Annotated in this window: 20 protein-coding genes and 1 other annotated feature; of the genes, 5 read left to right on the top strand and 15 right to left on the bottom strand. The window is 43.3% G+C overall.

Features of this window, described 5'->3' with window-relative positions; all coding sequences use genetic code 11:
* Positions 1-38: 38 nt before the first annotated feature.
* From ACDZ28_RS15070 to ACDZ28_RS15060, 3 genes are all read right to left on the bottom strand, one after another.
* Complete coding sequence (locus ACDZ28_RS15070) at positions 39-749, bottom strand: HAD family hydrolase (protein WP_042125024.1); 711 nt, start codon at positions 747-749, stop codon at positions 39-41.
* A gap of 37 nt (positions 750-786) precedes the next feature.
* On the bottom strand, positions 787-1,248 hold the full coding sequence (locus ACDZ28_RS15065) for an N-acetyltransferase (protein WP_076121693.1): 462 nt from the start codon (positions 1,246-1,248) through the stop codon (positions 787-789).
* Positions 1,249-1,351: 103 nt separating this feature from the next.
* Positions 1,352-1,858 carry a metallophosphoesterase gene (locus ACDZ28_RS15060; protein ID WP_042125020.1) on the bottom strand — a complete coding sequence of 169 codons (507 nt, stop codon included), beginning with the start codon at positions 1,856-1,858 and terminating at the stop codon, positions 1,352-1,354.
* A gap of 355 nt (positions 1,859-2,213) precedes the next feature.
* Between ACDZ28_RS15060 and ACDZ28_RS15055 the strand changes: the two genes are divergently transcribed.
* A complete protein-coding gene (locus tag ACDZ28_RS15055) occupies positions 2,214-3,020 on the top strand; it encodes a DNA-binding protein (RefSeq protein WP_375105082.1) in 807 nt (268 codons plus the stop codon).
* A gap of 13 nt (positions 3,021-3,033) precedes the next feature.
* Positions 3,034-3,183 carry a hypothetical protein gene (locus ACDZ28_RS15050; RefSeq protein ID WP_375105081.1) on the top strand — a complete coding sequence of 50 codons (150 nt, stop codon included), beginning with the start codon at positions 3,034-3,036 and terminating at the stop codon, positions 3,181-3,183.
* An 84-nt stretch (positions 3,184-3,267) separates the two neighbouring features.
* Here the strand turns inward: ACDZ28_RS15050 and ACDZ28_RS15045 are convergent, their stop codons facing one another.
* From ACDZ28_RS15045 to ACDZ28_RS15015, 7 genes are all read right to left on the bottom strand, one after another.
* Entirely contained in the window at positions 3,268-4,461 is a 1,194-nt protein-coding gene (locus ACDZ28_RS15045; protein WP_375105080.1) for an anti-sigma factor, read from the bottom strand.
* Positions 4,454-4,957 (bottom strand): sigma-70 family RNA polymerase sigma factor, encoded by a 504-nt coding sequence (locus tag ACDZ28_RS15040; protein ID WP_375105079.1) that lies wholly within the window; start codon positions 4,955-4,957, stop codon positions 4,454-4,456. The genes ACDZ28_RS15045 and ACDZ28_RS15040 overlap by 8 nt, the downstream gene beginning before the upstream one ends.
* A gap of 197 nt (positions 4,958-5,154) precedes the next feature.
* Complete coding sequence (locus tag ACDZ28_RS15035) at positions 5,155-6,147, bottom strand: siderophore ABC transporter substrate-binding protein (RefSeq protein ID WP_375105078.1); 993 nt, start codon at positions 6,145-6,147, stop codon at positions 5,155-5,157.
* A gap of 122 nt (positions 6,148-6,269) precedes the next feature.
* Positions 6,270-7,025: an ABC transporter ATP-binding protein gene (locus ACDZ28_RS15030; protein WP_375105077.1), complete on the bottom strand. Its 756-nt coding sequence runs from the start codon at positions 7,023-7,025 to the stop codon at positions 6,270-6,272.
* Positions 7,019-7,963, bottom strand: coding sequence for an iron chelate uptake ABC transporter family permease subunit (locus tag ACDZ28_RS15025; protein WP_375105076.1), 945 nt, complete (start codon positions 7,961-7,963; stop codon positions 7,019-7,021). The genes ACDZ28_RS15030 and ACDZ28_RS15025 overlap by 7 nt, the downstream gene beginning before the upstream one ends.
* 2 nt (positions 7,964-7,965) lie before the next feature.
* A complete protein-coding gene (locus ACDZ28_RS15020) occupies positions 7,966-8,913 on the bottom strand; it encodes an ABC transporter permease (protein WP_042125010.1) in 948 nt (315 codons plus the stop codon).
* Between the two features lie 190 nt (positions 8,914-9,103).
* Positions 9,104-9,364: a YqkE family protein gene (locus ACDZ28_RS15015; RefSeq protein WP_042125008.1), complete on the bottom strand. Its 261-nt coding sequence runs from the start codon at positions 9,362-9,364 to the stop codon at positions 9,104-9,106.
* 91 nt (positions 9,365-9,455) lie between these two features.
* On the opposite strand from ACDZ28_RS15015, the gene ACDZ28_RS15010 reads away from it, so the two are divergent.
* Complete coding sequence (locus ACDZ28_RS15010; RefSeq protein ID WP_042125006.1) at positions 9,456-9,800, top strand: helix-turn-helix domain-containing protein; 345 nt, start codon at positions 9,456-9,458, stop codon at positions 9,798-9,800.
* Positions 9,801-9,818: 18 nt separating this feature from the next.
* On the opposite strand, the gene ACDZ28_RS15005 is transcribed toward ACDZ28_RS15010, so the two are convergent.
* Positions 9,819-10,322 (bottom strand): GNAT family N-acetyltransferase, encoded by a 504-nt coding sequence (locus tag ACDZ28_RS15005; RefSeq protein WP_375105075.1) that lies wholly within the window; start codon positions 10,320-10,322, stop codon positions 9,819-9,821.
* Positions 10,323-10,343: 21 nt separating this feature from the next.
* Positions 10,344-11,189, bottom strand: a complete 846-nt coding sequence (locus ACDZ28_RS15000; protein WP_375105074.1) for an SDR family oxidoreductase — start codon at positions 11,187-11,189, stop codon at positions 10,344-10,346.
* Between the two features lie 293 nt (positions 11,190-11,482).
* On the opposite strand from ACDZ28_RS15000, the gene ACDZ28_RS14995 reads away from it, so the two are divergent.
* Positions 11,483-12,577: a Xaa-Pro peptidase family protein gene (locus ACDZ28_RS14995; protein ID WP_339289652.1), complete on the top strand. Its 1,095-nt coding sequence runs from the start codon at positions 11,483-11,485 to the stop codon at positions 12,575-12,577.
* 262 nt (positions 12,578-12,839) lie between these two features.
* Here ACDZ28_RS14995 and ACDZ28_RS14990 read toward each other — a convergent pair whose 3' ends face one another.
* Positions 12,840-13,706, bottom strand: coding sequence for a GNAT family N-acetyltransferase (locus ACDZ28_RS14990; protein ID WP_375105073.1), 867 nt, complete (start codon positions 13,704-13,706; stop codon positions 12,840-12,842).
* Between the two features lie 80 nt (positions 13,707-13,786).
* Entirely contained in the window at positions 13,787-13,909 is a 123-nt protein-coding gene (locus tag ACDZ28_RS14985) for a hypothetical protein (RefSeq protein ID WP_375105072.1), read from the bottom strand.
* 56 nt (positions 13,910-13,965) lie between these two features.
* Positions 13,966-14,200, bottom strand: a binding site (T-box leader).
* A 197-nt stretch (positions 14,201-14,397) separates the two neighbouring features.
* Here ACDZ28_RS14985 and ACDZ28_RS14980 point away from each other — a divergent pair.
* On the top strand, positions 14,398-15,177 hold the full coding sequence (locus tag ACDZ28_RS14980) for an alpha/beta fold hydrolase (RefSeq protein WP_375105071.1): 780 nt from the start codon (positions 14,398-14,400) through the stop codon (positions 15,175-15,177).
* Positions 15,178-15,247: 70 nt separating this feature from the next.
* On the opposite strand, the gene ACDZ28_RS14975 is transcribed toward ACDZ28_RS14980, so the two are convergent.
* A complete protein-coding gene (locus ACDZ28_RS14975; RefSeq protein WP_375105357.1) occupies positions 15,248-16,213 on the bottom strand; it encodes an NAD(P)H-dependent flavin oxidoreductase in 966 nt (321 codons plus the stop codon).
* Positions 16,214-16,216: the final 3 nt, after the last annotated feature.

The following is a 16,216-nucleotide window of genomic DNA, read 5'->3' as shown; positions in this document are numbered from 1 at the left end:
CCAATTTCTCTCGCATGGCTTATGTTTTGTAACTCCTCTTACACAAGAGGAAGCTCGCCAAATTCCTTATAGTTAGTAAAAATATAACTAGGTTTATGATCCGTAGCCGGTTGTCTGCCTCTCGGATTGTACCAACAAACCTTCCATCCAGCCGCAAGCGCTCCAACTACATCATTAGCCCAAGTATCCCCTATATAAAGCGAGTTCTCCGCCAAAGTGCCTGTCTTTTGGTTTACATGTACGAATATTTCCGGATCTGGTTTAGCAAGACCTACAGCATCAGAGATAAAGATCATATCCTCGGGAATAATCTGATCTAACCCTAATCCCACAATCTTATTCATCTGATGATCCTTCGGTCCATTCGTAATAATGCCTACCTTATGCCCGTCCGCAATGAACCGTTCAAGGTGCTCACGCACGCCATCAATCATTTGAATAGTGTATTGTCGTCCAATATATGCCGCTTGTACCGCCGAGGCTTGGTCACGATCAATCTGTAACCCATACTCTGCAAAAGCAAGCTCCAACCGCCGCACTCTTGTCTCTTCAAGCGGAATCTCACCGCGCAAATACATCGGCCATAATACATCGCTATGATGTCTCACTTTATAAAATAATTCCGCAAAGTCCAGACAATTCTCATCTGGGCGGAGTACTTCACGCACTGCTTCTTTAAAAGGAACCAGATGATCATATAACGTATCATCGAGATCAAAAAAGATTGCCAACTTATGACTTGTTTCCACTTTAACGCCCCTTACTCATCTTTCTCTCTAGCTATCTTCAGAAAAAAAGGTTATAGGTATAAAATTCATCATCTCGAAGGTATCCATGCGCTTCATACAACCGCTGCGCACCCACATTCACTGTCATCGTTGTCAAGGACAAGCCCTTCGTATTCGTAGAGAGGGCATGGTCTCTAGCACTGTCCAGCAGTTTGGAACCTAGGCCATGCCCTCGCAGTCCCTCAGTAACAAACAAATCATTCAGTATCCAGAGGCGCTCCATCGTAACCGATGAAAAAGAAGGATAGAGCTGTGTGAAGCCCCGCGCGCGTTTCTCATCGCCTTCCCCCTCAACCACCATAAGGATCACAGATTCATTCAGCTTTAGCCTGTCAGCTAAGAAGGCGCGTGCACCTTCCCGATCTGAGGCTGCTCCATAAAATACTCGATACTCATCAAATAATGGGATGAGCCGTTCTAAATCATCCAGAACCACTCGTTCTATACGATAGTTATTCATCCTCAGCGCTCACTTTCCGGCTTCGCCCGTTTTAACCTCATTGTAAATGGTTACCGAGCCGTTCACCATGGAGAGAACGCCGAATGATTTGGACAATTGAGCCTTATTCCTTTGAATCGTAGAACACATGCCGGGCACTAACTTTACCCGCTTCGATATCTAAAATTCCGAAAGAATACAATTTCTCACGCCGCTTATCTGTAGGAGAACCTGGATTAAATAGCAGGATACCATTCTCCTCTCTTAGCAAGGGCTGATGTGAATGACCAAAGAGAATACAATCCACCTCATCATTCGCAAAAGCAAGCAGGGCATTTCCATCCGTTCCTTTGCGAGAATGCGGCGTATGTCCATGAACCATTCCGATTCGGATTCCCTCAAGAGTAATAATCTTGCGTTCTCCGAAACGTTCAATGATCTCATCGCCATCATTATTTCCGGCAATACCCTCTACCGGTGCTAATTTCGTCAGTAAATCATAGATACCCATACTCACCCAATCACCCAAATGTAGGATTAAATCCACATTTTGAAACTCTGCAATCAGCGCCTTTGGCAGAGACTTAGCCATTCTTGACATATGTGTATCAGATACGACTCCTACTTTCATTAATCTCATCTCCTAATCTACCATACTCAACTTTTGTTATCTCACATATCCATAAATCTAATATTCAAATAATTGTACGATTTGCTTAAGCGAGAAGCAAGTTCTGATACTTCTTCCGCTCCCTTGCTGGAGTAAGTGAACAAGAAGAAAGTTCTATTCTCGATTTGAAAATTGTCTGACTGCCTCTCTTTTACAATCTTTAATTCCTAACATCAACTTCCCACAATTTGTGACATAGTTCATATACTTCCAATTGAGAAATAAGAAACAATGATCTTATAAACAAACCCATAATTTGTTTAATGTTGAATATTACGGAAACAGCTTGTCACTTTTGACGGAAGGATGGATCATTTTGGAGTTGGATCTTAACGGGATCAATGCTGATTCACTGGTTCAGATGCTTAAGGCGTCATTTACCCTTGAAAACTGGGACGGTATCCTCCAAATCGCCGATAAACTATACAGCGAGATTAATCACTTCTACAGCATAAATCAGCGGGAGAGCACCGACGGGCAGAAGGAGAGCGACTTCGGGTTAAAACGCAGCATCGTCTATTACTTCGGATTTTCTATGTGTTTGAAAGGGATTGCGCTTGAGAAGATGGGCCGGTATGATGAGGCTAGAGAGTGCATCTCGAAGTATGAGGAATTGGGATGGATTAACGATATGGACGCAGGCGGCTGGGCAGAGGTTGAATATTATAGTGAAATTGCCCGAGCTAACCGATATGTGATTGATCTGAACGAGGGGAACACAGAAGTTCTACCGGATTATCTGGTTTTCCTGCGGCATAACAACGAAGAGCTCTTGCCAGGCATGACACATATTCTGGAGTCCGCGATCAAGCATGAGTACAACGTCGATGAGGTGCTGATCGAGTTCAAAGAGCAGATCGAGTCGATGGAGGAATACTACGAAACAAATAGGAATATTCGTTATTACTTAGATTTCATTTACTTAAAGGCAAAATATTATTCCTTAAATGGGAACATATATGACGCTATAAATATGCTTTCATATGCTATGGCATCATCCGTTAAGTTTAAAGATGATACGGGGTTCCGCAAGTCAGCGGCTCTCTTTGAGAAACTCCGGAATCAGACAACCCCAGAGCAGTTGGACAAGTACCTTGGGTTGATGGAACAAATACTAGTCTAGGGAGGATTTAAAAATGAAGAAAAAAGTATCTACGCTAGCCTTGATTCTGGTTGCTTTGCTAAGTGTTAATGGTGCGATAGTTAGCGCCGACGGAGACTTCACCGCCACGGCCAAGATTCCAAGCGGCGGCATCGCCCCTATGAGCCATGGGGTAGACCATTAATTAAATCAATAATTGGACGAGCCCCTGCAACCTATGCAGGGGCTCGTTTGATATGTTCATCAATTAAATTTTGTTCCAGTACCATTAGGACTCTCGATCCTGCCAATTCCATAGTCTTACTTCCCCCACATGCAAATCGCTGACCCATGTTTCTTCCTTCAGCTTAAGCAATTCTTTCACCGGACCGGTTACTACAGCTCCATATAGCCTAACTCCGTTCTTCTCCAAATAACTAATGGAATCATCCAAATCAATAAACGGAATTACCCTGTCCGCGATTGATTTATGCTCTTGCATCAAGTGCAGCGTCTTGAGGAAGTTTGCATTACGCAGTTCACCATCACCATATGACTCAACAGATGGTGAAACACTCGAACGGCTAGTCACCCCTCCGAACCATCCTCGCCTCTCCTTGGATTCCTGGACAACTTTCATATCATCATCATGCCAAATAGGCATATACGGAAAACCTAATGGATCATTTACGACCGGCTGTCGTGTCCGTGGACCTGTATCTGCTGCAAACCACAAAGGCTGAAGATTCTTAGGCTCAAACTTCTTCAACAGCTCATCTGTCGTAAAAAATTGATCAAAAGACAAGTACGCTTCCGCTACTGTTCCTTCCGGCAGCTTCTCCAATCTCTCCCACTCATTGCTGTTATCCATACTGTTTGTCGCAGATTGATTCTCCTGTGGATACACAAAATAATAACCTACACTTCTACTATCATCCGTCCATGAATAGTTGTAGAGCCTAGCCCACCCAAATAGGAGCTTCATTGAATAATCCCCGACAGTAATTTGTTCATCTCCCACTTGTTTCTCTATCTTACTTGTCAGATTCATGCTAAAAAATGGACCGGTACCACTACTCAAATGTACAATCGTATTCGGCTGTGAGACAGCAATAGCGGAAGAAACAACATCACTATAAGTCTCTCCTCTATCTCCAGTGCTATAAAATATCGCAGTGATGACACTGCTGATAATCAAGAAAATTAAAAACGCAGAAATTACCGTTAAAGTATTCGATATCCGAGCTCTCCATTTACCCCAGCGGATGATCTTCTTTTCCTTGCCAGGTCTGTTTCTTTTACTCTTGCCGAATTTTATGTTCTTATCCTCACTTGAAGCCCGCTCTTCTTCACCCATCAGTTCATCCAGATAAGCCTGATAAGCTTCCATCTTCTCTAACTCCCGCTCCACTTCATCTCTATCCTCGTCAGGAAGAGTACCTTCCCCATACCTTTTTAATTTCATCTTGAATTCCTCACTCATGCTCATTCCTCCTCCGTTCCGCTTCACGCAGCTTCTGTCTGGCTCGAAAGATCAATATCTTATATTGGGACAGGCCCACATTCATAATGTCCGATGATTCCAGATAACTAAGACCATGAAAATCATGTAGTAGCAGTGCATGCCTCTGATTGTCCGGTAGCTCACCTATCGCAATCCTCATCTCTTCCCAACGTTCCTGCCGAAGCAGCGTGCTTTCCGTGGTATCTGGATGAGCAAGCTGTTTAAAAAACTCCTCACTCTGAACAGTACTACGTCCTTCCTTCCGCTTATAATCTACGAAGGCGTTGTACGCGACACGGAACAACCATGGCTTAATCTTCTCGTCCTTACAATCCTCCAAATATAAATAAGCACGGTAAAAGGTCTCCTGCATTAAATCTTCGGCCGCATGATGATCACCGCAAAGGGAGCGCAAATAGCGGTAAATATCCATCACATACATCTGATATATTTCATCCAGTGAATTTCGCTTCATGCACTCCCCCCTTAACCTAACCACGTACACCAACATAAAAAGTTACAGTTAAATTCAACAACTAGTATGAATATATCAGTAATTCTATGGAAGAATGCAAAAAAAGCCCGCTGACAAGGAGGTTTACTCCTGCCAACAGGCTAGTTAATAACCATCTGGGAATCATTTAATCGTTCAATTCCCCCGAGTTGCTCTGCTTACAGAACAATTTCAACTTCTTTGAGCATTTCGCTAACAGAAATTAAACCGCCACCAGACAAGTACCAGTAGTTAGGATCTAGGTAAATGATTTTACCGTTTTTAAAAGCATTTGTGTTCTTCACGAGATCGTTCTCAACTGCATCCTTCGCTGAGCCAGATTTGCTGCCATCACTCTTCACAGCCGCATCTCTATCTACTACGAACAGATAATCCGGATTCTTGTCAGCTACATATTCGTAAGATACGCTTTGACCGTGAGTGGATACTTCGATTTTTTCATCCGCTTGTGCAAATCCGAATACGTCATGGATAATACCGAAACGGGAACCAGAACCATACGCACTGATTTTTCCTTCATTGGCAAGAATAATAAGCGCTTTTTTGCCATCAGCTGTAGCTTTCTCATTCAGAGCTTTAATGGAGTCATTAATAGACGCAAGCTCAGTTTCTACTTCAGCTTCCTTGCCAAAAATTTGGCCCAATGTTTTCACATTCTTCGTGAAGGATTCCATGTAATTTGCATTATCTACAGCAACATACAGTGTAGGAGCAATTTTGCTGAATTCTTCATAAGAATCTTGCTGTCTACCGGAAATGATGATCAGATCTGGAGAAAGACTGTTGATTTTTTCGAAGTCAGGCTCTTTCAAACCACCGACATTCTCATATTTGGCATCGCTATATTTAGAGAGATAAGAGGGTACATTACTTTGAGGCAATCCTGTAACCTCTACGCCCAGTTTATCCAAAGTATCTAGTGTACCGAAGTCAAATACAACCACTTTCTGTGGGTTGCTCTTAATCGTAATTTCTCCAAGCTCATGTTTAATAGTAAGCTCTTTTGATTCTGTAGCCGGTGCAGTAGTACCTTCAGTATTGCCTGCCGCTGCTGTATTATTATTTGAAGTTGCTGCATTATTGGAGCCACAGGCCGCCAAGATTACGGCAAGAAACACTGTCATGATTAGTAAAGATACGTTCTTCTTCAAAGTGTTCACCCCTAAAATTTATAGTCATGCTATTTGAATTATTCGCGTATACGTCAGGAAGCTGGCGCCTATCACTTCTAGCGTTACGTCATAATAATTTCCGAATATAAGCGGCATCTTATTTAGAAATAGACACCAATTTTACGACCACCTATTGTTTCTATAGGGATATCCATGTCATATACATCCCTAAGTACTGCTGTATCAATAATTTCATCCACCGTACCCGATGAAGCTACCCGCCCATTCTTGAGCGCTACGATGTAGTCCGAGTAACAAGAAGCGAAATTAATATCATGAATGACGAGTACAATCGTCTTACCTTTCTCTTCCACCAATCGGCGTAACACCTTCATAATTTGTACAGAATGCTTCATATCCAGATTGTTAAGTGGTTCATCGAGCAAAATATATTCGGTATTCTGAGCCATAACCATAGCAATATAAGCTCTCTGACGTTGTCCACCGCTAAGCTGATCGATATATTTATCCTGCATTTCCTGTAGGTCCATGTAAGCAATCGCTTCGTCAACAAACGCTCGATCTTCAGCTGTGAGCTTCCCTTGTGAATAAGGGAACCTTCCGAAAGAAACAAGTTCCTTCACGGTAAGACGTACGCTGATATGATTGGACTGCTTTAGCACCGATATCTTACGAGCAAGTTCATTGCTTTTACAGCTGCCAATTTCCTTTCCTTCGATCAGTACTTCTCCCGCGTCTTTGGAGATAAGTCTACTGATCATGGAGAGCAACGTGCTTTTACCAGCTCCGTTAGGGCCGATAAACGAGGTAATTGCACCTTTTTTAATGGATAAAGACACATCGTCAACGACGGTTACTCCGCCATAACGCTTGGTTACATGCTTAACTTCTACCACGACTTATTCTCCTTTAACAGCAGATAAACAAAGTAGACGCCACCTGCAAAATTAATGATTACACTAACCGTAGTAGTGAATCCAAACACACGTTCAACTAGAAACTGCCCCCCGACAAGCGCAATAATGCTTAGCAAAATCGTGCCGGGAATCAGATAGGAATGCTTATACGTACGGAACAGCTGATGTCCCACATTGGCTACTAATAAACCCAAGAAAGTAATCGGCCCCACTAAAGCCGTTGATATCGAAACATAGATAGATACAATAACTAGCAACCTTTTGACTACATAGTCATAATTGATCCCTAAGTTGATCGCTTCATCTTTTCCTAAAGAAATAACATCTAAATACTTTACAAATCGCATGAAATACAACGTAGTTAGCGCTAGAACAACTGTAGACAATATCAATAGATCACTGCTGACATTGTTAAAGCTGGCGAACATTTTCCCTTGTAAAATCAAGAATTCATTCGGATCAATCAGCACTTCCATAAAAGAAGACGCGCTCTGGAACATCGTCCCCATAATAAGTCCTACGAGCAGCAGGAAGTATATGTTTTGGCCCTCTCTGCGGAACATTAGCTTATACAGCACACCTGAGAACAGAACCATAATGCAAGCTGAGAACAAGAAATTCACATTTTTATTCATAAACGTCATATTTGATGAGCCTAGGGCATATACACCGAACGTCTGGATCAACATGTACAAAGAGTCTAGCCCCAGAATACTAGGTGTCAAAATACGATTGTTCGTAATGCTCTGAAAAACTACGGTAGAAATAGCTATCACTGCTCCGGTGATTAGAATCGCAGCAAGCTTTTTCCCCCGACTGGGTAGAACATAATCCCAATTGCCCATAACATGGTAGGTCATAAACAAGGCGATAAGAGCAACAGCGCTTAAGGATAATATAGTTAGTTTCGTCTTCATCACTAATTCGCCTTTCTTCTCATCAGCAAGTAGATAAACAGACCACTTCCGATGACGCCTACCGTGAGACTGATTGATATTTCGTATGGATATATAATGAGCCTGCCCAGAATATCACAGAACAGGAGGAACACCGCACCGAGAATGGCAGTATGCGCCAGATTTTTTTTCAAGTTATCGCCTATGTATAGCGTTACTATGTTAGGTACAACAAGACCTAGGAAAGGAATTGTACCTACGGTTAAAATAACTACTGAAGAGATTAACGCTACAATCACCAACCCTACGTTCACAACGGCTTTGTAGTTCATACCGAGATTAACGGAGAAATCCTCCCCCATACCGGCAACGGTGAACTTATTGGCGAAAACATACGCAAGAATGACAAGTGGAATACTGATATAGATTAATTCGTATTGACCCTTAATAATCGTTGAGAAATCGCCAAGCATCCAAGACGAGATATTCTGAACCAAATCATTCTTGTAAGCAAAAAATGTAGTAATCGAGCCTACAATGTTCCCGAACATGAGTCCGACCAGCGGGATGAAAATACTATCCTTGAACTTGATCCGATCCAAGATTCTCATAAATATAAATGTTCCCAATAGGGCAAAAACAAAAGCAACGAGCAGCTTCTGCATCGGCGTCGCCCCTGTGAACAGCATCAGGGACACGAGAATACCGAATTTCGCGGAATCCATCGTGCCCGCCGTAGTGGGAGAAACGAATTTATTTCGAGATAATTGCTGCATAATTAATCCGGCAATACTCATGCTTACACCAGCTATAATCAGTGCAGCTAAGCGTGGAATCCGGCTGACTAGCAGGGTCTGCATCTGAGATTCCGTAAGCGAAAAAAGATCCAGAGGTGAAATGTCCTTTACGCCAATAAACAAAGATATAAATGAGAATACTATTAGAAGTAGGGACAAATATTTTAGTTTCATGAGTTATTCCTTATCTCTTGATAATGATTTTCATTCGCACTATTTACGATTATACCTAAGCCCACTTGGAGGGTCAACCCTTTCGTATAGTAAAATTTAAAACAATTGAATTTTATAAATAACATTAAAAAAAGAGACACCCACATGGGCATCTCTTTATCACATGATCTATTTCCGCTAGCTATAGCAGTTATTTATACTTGTGCCAATCCTGACTACTGTTCTCCAACAGATGTGCAAAATCATTCTCAAGCCGCTTTTGCTCAGCTTTTCGCTGATCTTCAACCGCTTTACGAGCCGCTTCCTTGCGGTCATTCTCTTCCGCTTTCAACGCATCAGATTGCGCCTTCAGCTTTCCAAGAACATCACTGCTCAACAGGTCTTTTAGCGTAGCTGGTGCATCGGTCGCAGCAGGACGCGGAGTGGTAGGCATTTTCTTTTTTTTAGCCACTGTCAATCATCCCTTCTAGTAATGAATTAATTTGGAATTCGTTTAAATTATTGGTCTTTTCGTTTATAATGTTCACTAAGAGGTGAGCCATATGAAGTCCACTGATTTATGCCCCCAACTACAAAAAAGTATGGATATTATCGGCAGGCGTTGGACAGGTTTGATCATCTACCAGCTCCTCCAAGGACCACAACGTTTCAATGTGATTGAAGCAGCTTTGCCCATCAGCGGAAGGTTACTCTCCGAACGGCTTAAAGAGCTGGAACTGGAAGGAATCGTTCTTCGAGAAGTATTCCCTGAGACACCTGTGCGAATCCAATATTCCTTAACGGATAAAGGACTTGCCCTAGAAACAGTCATCCGAGATTTGCAGCGTTGGTCAAAAATATGGATTGATTGTGACACAAATAACGTAGGCTCAACACTTGAAATGTAAGCGTTTCAATTATGGCTATTAGATTTTAAGTCCTATGATCACCAAATCACGTTCTATACCATCCAGTTCAGCCACACCAGGCAGTAATCCCCACTCTTCAAAACCAAATTTCTTCAGTAAGCCGAGGCTTGGATCATTATGTCCAAACACAAAGCCAACTAAGTTCTTAATACCAAGACTAGGGGCTTTCTCAATAGCCTCTGTAAGAAGAATTCTACCGGCTCCACCACCACGGAACTTTTCACTTACGTATACACTAATTTCTGCTGTTGCATTATACGCTGGACGACCGTAGAACGATTGAAAGCTGAACCATGCCGCAATTTCATCCCCCTGCTTAAGTACCCACAAAGGGCGATGATGGCTGTTATGTTCAAGGAACCATTTTTCTCTGTCTGCAACAGTAATTGGTTCCAGATCCGCAGTGACCATCCGTCCAGCAATCGTTGAGTTGTAAATCTCCACAATAGCTGCTAAGTCTGCAGGTGTTGCATCTTCAATCCTGCTATTCTCCCATTTCATCCCTTGATTCCCCCAAATGTGTTAATTACTTAGGCCGACCTGCTCCTGGCTCCATAGCCACAGCCGTTCGGCCTCTTGTCTATTCTGCGCTCTGGGAGACAGCTGCTTAATCTTTCGTCGATAATAATATTGTCCTGTTACTTCTCGAAGCTCAAGTGCCGTTGCCAAATAAATCGCTGTATCGGCTCCTTGCTCGGGTGTTAAGAAGAAGTATGACAGCAGCTTAAGGATCGACTTGCCGAAGCCCGTCTCTCGGTTCACACCGATATTCGTGCCTACTGCTCCTGGATGTACGCAATTCACAGTCACCTTTGTACCATGAAGACGCAAAGCCAGCTCCCTTGTGAACAAAATATTAGCTAGCTTGGACCGAGCGTAGGCTTTGGCGGGATTGAAACGGCGATCGAGGGTTGGATCTTCATAGTGAAGTGCACCTATTTTGTAAGCACCGGAAGCAACGACAACGATACGGCCTTGCTCTGCTGCCTTTAAAGGCTCCAGTAACAGATTCGTAAGCAGATAATGCCCCAAATGGTTTACACCAAGATCCATCTCAAAGCCGTCCTTCGTAAGCTGACGCTTAATCGTGACTACCCCAGCGTTATTGATGAGTATATCTAGAATCGGATATTTCCGGGTGAATTCCTCCGCAAAACTACGAATGCTCTCCAGCGAGGCCAGATCACACAACATCAGCTCGATATCCTCGGAGTGGCTCTTTTGTTTAGCGGCAGCAAGCGCTTCTTCTCCTCGCTGGCGATTGCGGCATACCATTATTACTTTGGCTCCCTTGCGAGCCAGTTCAACTGTCGTCGCTAGCCCCATTCCGGAATTTGCTCCAGTTACAAGTACAATTTTACCCTTCATCCCAAGAATCACTCCTCTCTCAACAACCGTACCCCAATAAGCTTCCACCTAACCTTACGAGAAGTATATTTAAAGATTATGTTACACCAACTAGTAGTCTCAAGAAAAGCTACATCTCACGATTAATGGTATAGATGAACAAATATGCGTTACTGCTTAAGGTTAAGTTCTAGAATAGGGATGTCGTGATTAGCCAACGATAGGTGTAGTTCATCATGTGCGTCTAGTCTATTTTTGATCTATAATAAGAATATTGCGGTTCTAATCGTGAAGTTGAAAGGGGAATACCAACTATGAATAACGCTCTGACAAGCCTAGAGCAGCAAATGGCGAGTGAAGGACTTGATGCCCTCCTCGTAACAGATCCCAAACATGTCTACTACTTAACCGGATTCGCCAGCGATCCGCATGAACGCTTCCTGGGTCTGCTGTTGATACGTGGAGAGGAGCCTATGCTGATTCTACCCGCACTAGATGCGGAAGCAGCTCAAGCCGCTTCTTCAGTCACCAAACTCCTAACCCACAGTGACACTGATAATCCCTATATCCTGCTTAAGGATTGTTTCGGCAGCAGTAAGATAGGTACTCTTGGCATAGAGAAGGAACATTTCTCAGTAGCCCGTTTTGAACATTTAACCGCTGCCGTTCCAGCGGAACGATTTAGTGATATTGGTCCATTGCTGCGCAGCATGCGTTCCAAAAAGACCCCGGATGAAGTTAAGCGCATGAAGCATGCCGCTGAGCTAGTTGAGGAAGCTTTGCGCCGCGTGCTTACCCATGTGAAAACAGGCGTTACAGAAAACGATCTAGTAGCTGAGCTAGAATATCTAATGAAAAAGGTTGGCGCTTCTGGCCCTTCCTTTGACACCATGGTGCTTTCTGGTCCGAAAACCGCCCTGCCTCACGGTGTTCCAGGCAACCGGGTCATTCAGCCAGGTGACTTCCTGATGTTTGATATCGGGGTATACGCTGATGGTTATGCTTCCGATATTACACGTACCTTTGCTATTGAATCCGTGGATGACAAGCTTGTCACGATCTACAACACCGTGCTCGCTGCTAACGAAGCTGGGATCGCTGCTTCCAATCCTGGAGCTCCTTTCGGTTCTGTCGACAAAGCTGCACGTGACGTGATTGAAGAAGCCGGATTCGGAGAATATTTCTTGCACCGTGTCGGACACGGACTGGGTATGGATGTACATGAATATCCATCACTCCATGGACAGAACGATGACATTATCGAGATCGGCAACGTGTTCACCGTTGAGCCAGGGATTTATGTACCGGGACTAGCGGGTGTGCGTATCGAAGATGATCTGATTATTACAGCTGAAGGTGCGGAGACCTTAACAAGCTTCCCTAAGGAACTGACTATTCTTCATTTGTAGAAAAGAAAATATAGCCGTAGTTCATATGAGCCCAATATTGATACCAAGAGTATCCGAAAAATATTAGAATCAAAGATAGCCCATCCCTAATAAGTTGGAAAAGAATCACTTTCAACTTACTGTGATGGGCTTTCTCTTTTTCCCGCACCATACTCGACTTATTCAGACCCTTTCAAATCCATAATCCCTTTCAACATTTCATCTGCCATTTCCGCATATTGGTTATCTCCATTAGTTGACTTTGCCTGTCCGCATCATTCTACTATTCAAATTTTAACTGGAGAGAATCACAAATTGGCATATAGCCTATCTTTTGATAGATGCTATTAGATGTGGGATTTGCTAAGTCCGTATATAAGACGCACTTAGTAAATCCTTTATCCAATGCAAGTTGGCTTATTTGCGCCACAATTGAAGTAGCATAACCCTTACTGCGCTCATATGGAGAGGTATATACAAATGCCACGCCAATAGCCGTCTGCATTACCCTTGTATATCCTGCCATAGAAACGGGTATCCCGTTGTCCTCTAAAATATAGAGTTTTTTCGATGCTATTCGGTAGAGGTAAGGGTCTGCATCTTGCGGGATGGACATTTCCGTTTTGCCATAACTCGCCGCTGCATAAAATGCTTCAGCCCAGTATGGGAAAAAGTGAATATCCTTTTCATCCAGCAATCGAACGATACCAGCCTTTTGAATGTCTGGATTTACTGCCGTAAGTTCATATATACGTTGGCTCATGGTTGTTTTAATAGTTAATCCCTTGCGCAAGGTATATTCTTTGGCAAAATACTCTGCCAAGGTTTTTTCGGTTGTCACACCTGGAATTTCACGATCTTTTAATCCATCTATCAGACAGTTTATAGCTTCTGGGTTAATTTTGTTGTCCGTTGCATAAAGCGTAATATTGTGTGGCGGTGTCATTATGGCGGTAAGTTGTATGCCCTTAGCATCCGAAATCGTTGCCATAAGCCAATTTATAGGGTCACGCCAGTCTGTTTTGTCTTTTCCTTCATGCCCAATTATGATATTGCCAAGAGGAATCAAATTTTGCGCTTCATGACGCATCAGCACATCATAGGTATCAATGTAAAACTCATGCACATCCGTATACAACTTGAATTGCATTACAATATCCCCCTTTCACCGCTCAACGTTTTTCCGGATTTTTCGAAACTAATCGTTCTTTCTTACGGTTTGCTGATTTATCAAAAGTACTCCTGCTCTTCAACCCTGCCTGTTGAATTGCACCAAACCTTACCCAAAGCTTCAGCATGATCAATTTCAACTTGCCGTAATGTCAAACGTTCTGTAGCCATCAATTTACTCATTCGATAACCCTCCAATTTAATAATTAATTTATGAAGACGCAAAAAAACCCCATCCCATTTGGGACGGAGCTGCTCCGCGTTACCACCCTGATTGACGTTTATAATAAACGCCCACTTAGCCATCGTCCAACAACGATGCTTCTTTGTAACGGTAGAATCCCGGGCCCATCTACTATAATTCGGGGGCCAGCTCTGAGGTGATTTTTCGATTCGGATACCCGCTGCCTCGCACCAACCGGCAGTTCCCTGAACGGCATTTCCGTATCTACTTGTCCTCTTCATCGTATTTGGTAATTATTAATTAAGCTCAATATAAGATATTTGCAAAATTCTGTCAATAACTCAAACAACAACTGCCAAAGGAACTGCTATTCAGCAGAAATCTCTACGTACTATCTAACCCCAATTTGACGCCGAAATTAGGCATTAACCTTGCCTAGGGCGAATATCTTAACGGGAAAGTACATTTTAAAAATGAGGTGATACTCTTGGGATACTTCGTTACTGTGGAACCGGGCGTAAAAGTATTTATAGAGGACATCAATCCGAAGGGAAATAAAACGATACTTTTTATTCACGGATGGCCGCTAAACCATAAACAGTTTGAATATCAGTTCAATTTCCTTCCTAAGCTCGGATATCGTTGTATCGGAATGGACTGGAGAGGATACGGCAATTCGGATAAACCATTCGATGGTTACGGTTTCGATAGATTAGCAGATGATCTTCGTATGGTCATCGAGGCGTTACAGCTAAAAAACATAACACTGGCAGGACACTCTACTGGAGGTGCGATCTCAATTCGTTATATGGCACGTTATAAAGGGTACGGGGTATCTAAACTCGTCCTGATCGACGCTGCGTCTCCATCAAGCGTTCCAAAAGAATTTACGAATAAAATCATCGAAGAGACAAACAATGACCGTCCAAAAATGCTGCAAAACCAAACGGATCTTTTTTTCTTTCAGTACATTTCTGAACCGAAATCTGAATGGTTCTTTCTAATGGGTTTACAAGCTGCGAATTGGTCGACTTCCGCCATTATGGTCACGCTAAGAGACGAGAATGTTTACAACGATCTTGGACAGATCGATGTGCCCACATTAATTATTCATGGAATTCATGATAAAGTCGTTCCGTTTACCCAAGCTCAGGAAACAAATAAGCTGATTAAAAATTCGCAATTAGTTCCATTCCAATACAGCAGCCATTGCCCTTTTTTGGAGGAGCGTGATAGATTCAACCAACTATTATCTTCTTTTGCATAACGCCTCGCCAATCTAATACCTTATCCTTCAGTTCACTAATTCATCTTCTGGCAACTGCTCTGCTGGCTCCTCACGCCTGCATTCCCCACATCCCACGAATCGACTCTGCCTCTTTAACCATCCTGCCGACTAGCTCTGAGACTGTAGGGATATCATGGATCATTCCTGTTACTTGACCAGCCCAGCCGATGCCCTCTTCTTTGATGTCATCATAAACCCAGCGCTTGTTGGCTGCGCCGCTGATGTATTCTTTTAAGACCTCATACGTCGGTGTTACACGCTCGACTTCAAGAATTTTGTCGCTATATTCATTGCGCAACACTCGCGCGGGCGCTCCGATAGAGCGTTTGATTACGACTGTATCTGACTCAGAGCTTTCTACTAAGGCTTTTTTATAAGAAGCAGCCGCATGAACACATTCCTCTGTAGCAACGAAACGTGTCCCCATTTCAATTCCTTCAGCCCCCAGTGCATGGGCAGCCATCCATCCGCGGCCATCCCCGATCCCGCCTGAAGCAATCACAGGAATTTCAACCGCATCCACTACTTGGGGCACGAGCACCATAGTCCCAACATCATCACGTCCCAAGTGTCCTCCTCCCTCTTGCCCAACAACAATAACCGCAGAAGCGCCTAATTGTTCAGCTTTTTGGGCTTGTCTACGTGAGGAGACGAGCACCAGCGTTTTAATATTCGTAGACCGAAACATTTCCAGCATGGGGGCTGGATTTCCTCCGGTGAGGCTCACAACGGGAACCTTCTCGTCGATGGCGACCTGCAACCGATCTTCATAACCAATACCATGCATACCGATGGCAAAATTAACACCAAATGGCTTGTCCGTCAAAGTACGTACACGTTCTATTTCTGAACGTACAGCCTCTGCACTCGGAAGACTCATCGCTGTGACTTGACCCAATCCACCAGCATTCGAAACTGCAGCCGCGAGGTCTGCATAACCTAAATAAGCAAGTCCACCTTGAATAATAGGGTACTCTATGTGCAATAACTCCGTAATACGGGTGTTCCATTTCATCTT

Source organism: Paenibacillus sp. RS8 (genome assembly GCF_041956825.1).
Taxonomy (GTDB): domain Bacteria; phylum Bacillota; class Bacilli; order Paenibacillales; family Paenibacillaceae; genus Paenibacillus_AQ.
This window is presented reverse-complemented; position numbering and strand designations above follow the sequence as displayed.

Coding starts and splice junctions, on each gene's coding strand:
- ACDZ28_RS15005 (WP_375105075.1), bottom strand. CDS start 10,322: ATGAAATGGGAGAATAGCAGGATTGAAGATGCAACACCTGCAGACTTA.
- ACDZ28_RS15060 (WP_042125020.1), bottom strand. CDS start 1,858: ATGAAAGTAGGAGTCGTATCTGATACACATATGTCAAGAATGGCTAAG.
- ACDZ28_RS14975 (WP_375105357.1), bottom strand. CDS start 16,213: ATGAAATGGAACACCCGTATTACGGAGTTATTGCACATAGAGTACCCT.
- ACDZ28_RS15025 (WP_375105076.1), bottom strand. CDS start 7,963: ATGAAGACGAAACTAACTATATTATCCTTAAGCGCTGTTGCTCTTATC.
- ACDZ28_RS14990 (WP_375105073.1), bottom strand. CDS start 13,706: ATGCAATTCAAGTTGTATACGGATGTGCATGAGTTTTACATTGATACC.
- ACDZ28_RS15050 (WP_375105081.1), top strand. CDS start 3,034: ATGAAGAAAAAAGTATCTACGCTAGCCTTGATTCTGGTTGCTTTGCTA.
- ACDZ28_RS15000 (WP_375105074.1), bottom strand. CDS start 11,189: ATGAAGGGTAAAATTGTACTTGTAACTGGAGCAAATTCCGGAATGGGG.
- ACDZ28_RS15010 (WP_042125006.1), top strand. CDS start 9,456: ATGAAGTCCACTGATTTATGCCCCCAACTACAAAAAAGTATGGATATT.
- ACDZ28_RS15020 (WP_042125010.1), bottom strand. CDS start 8,913: ATGAAACTAAAATATTTGTCCCTACTTCTAATAGTATTCTCATTTATA.
- ACDZ28_RS15045 (WP_375105080.1), bottom strand. CDS start 4,461: ATGAGTGAGGAATTCAAGATGAAATTAAAAAGGTATGGGGAAGGTACT.
- ACDZ28_RS15065 (WP_076121693.1), bottom strand. CDS start 1,248: ATGAATAACTATCGTATAGAACGAGTGGTTCTGGATGATTTAGAACGG.
- ACDZ28_RS15040 (WP_375105079.1), bottom strand. CDS start 4,957: ATGAAGCGAAATTCACTGGATGAAATATATCAGATGTATGTGATGGAT.
- ACDZ28_RS14995 (WP_339289652.1), top strand. CDS start 11,483: ATGAATAACGCTCTGACAAGCCTAGAGCAGCAAATGGCGAGTGAAGGA.
- ACDZ28_RS14985 (WP_375105072.1), bottom strand. CDS start 13,909: ATGAGTAAATTGATGGCTACAGAACGTTTGACATTACGGCAAGTTGAA.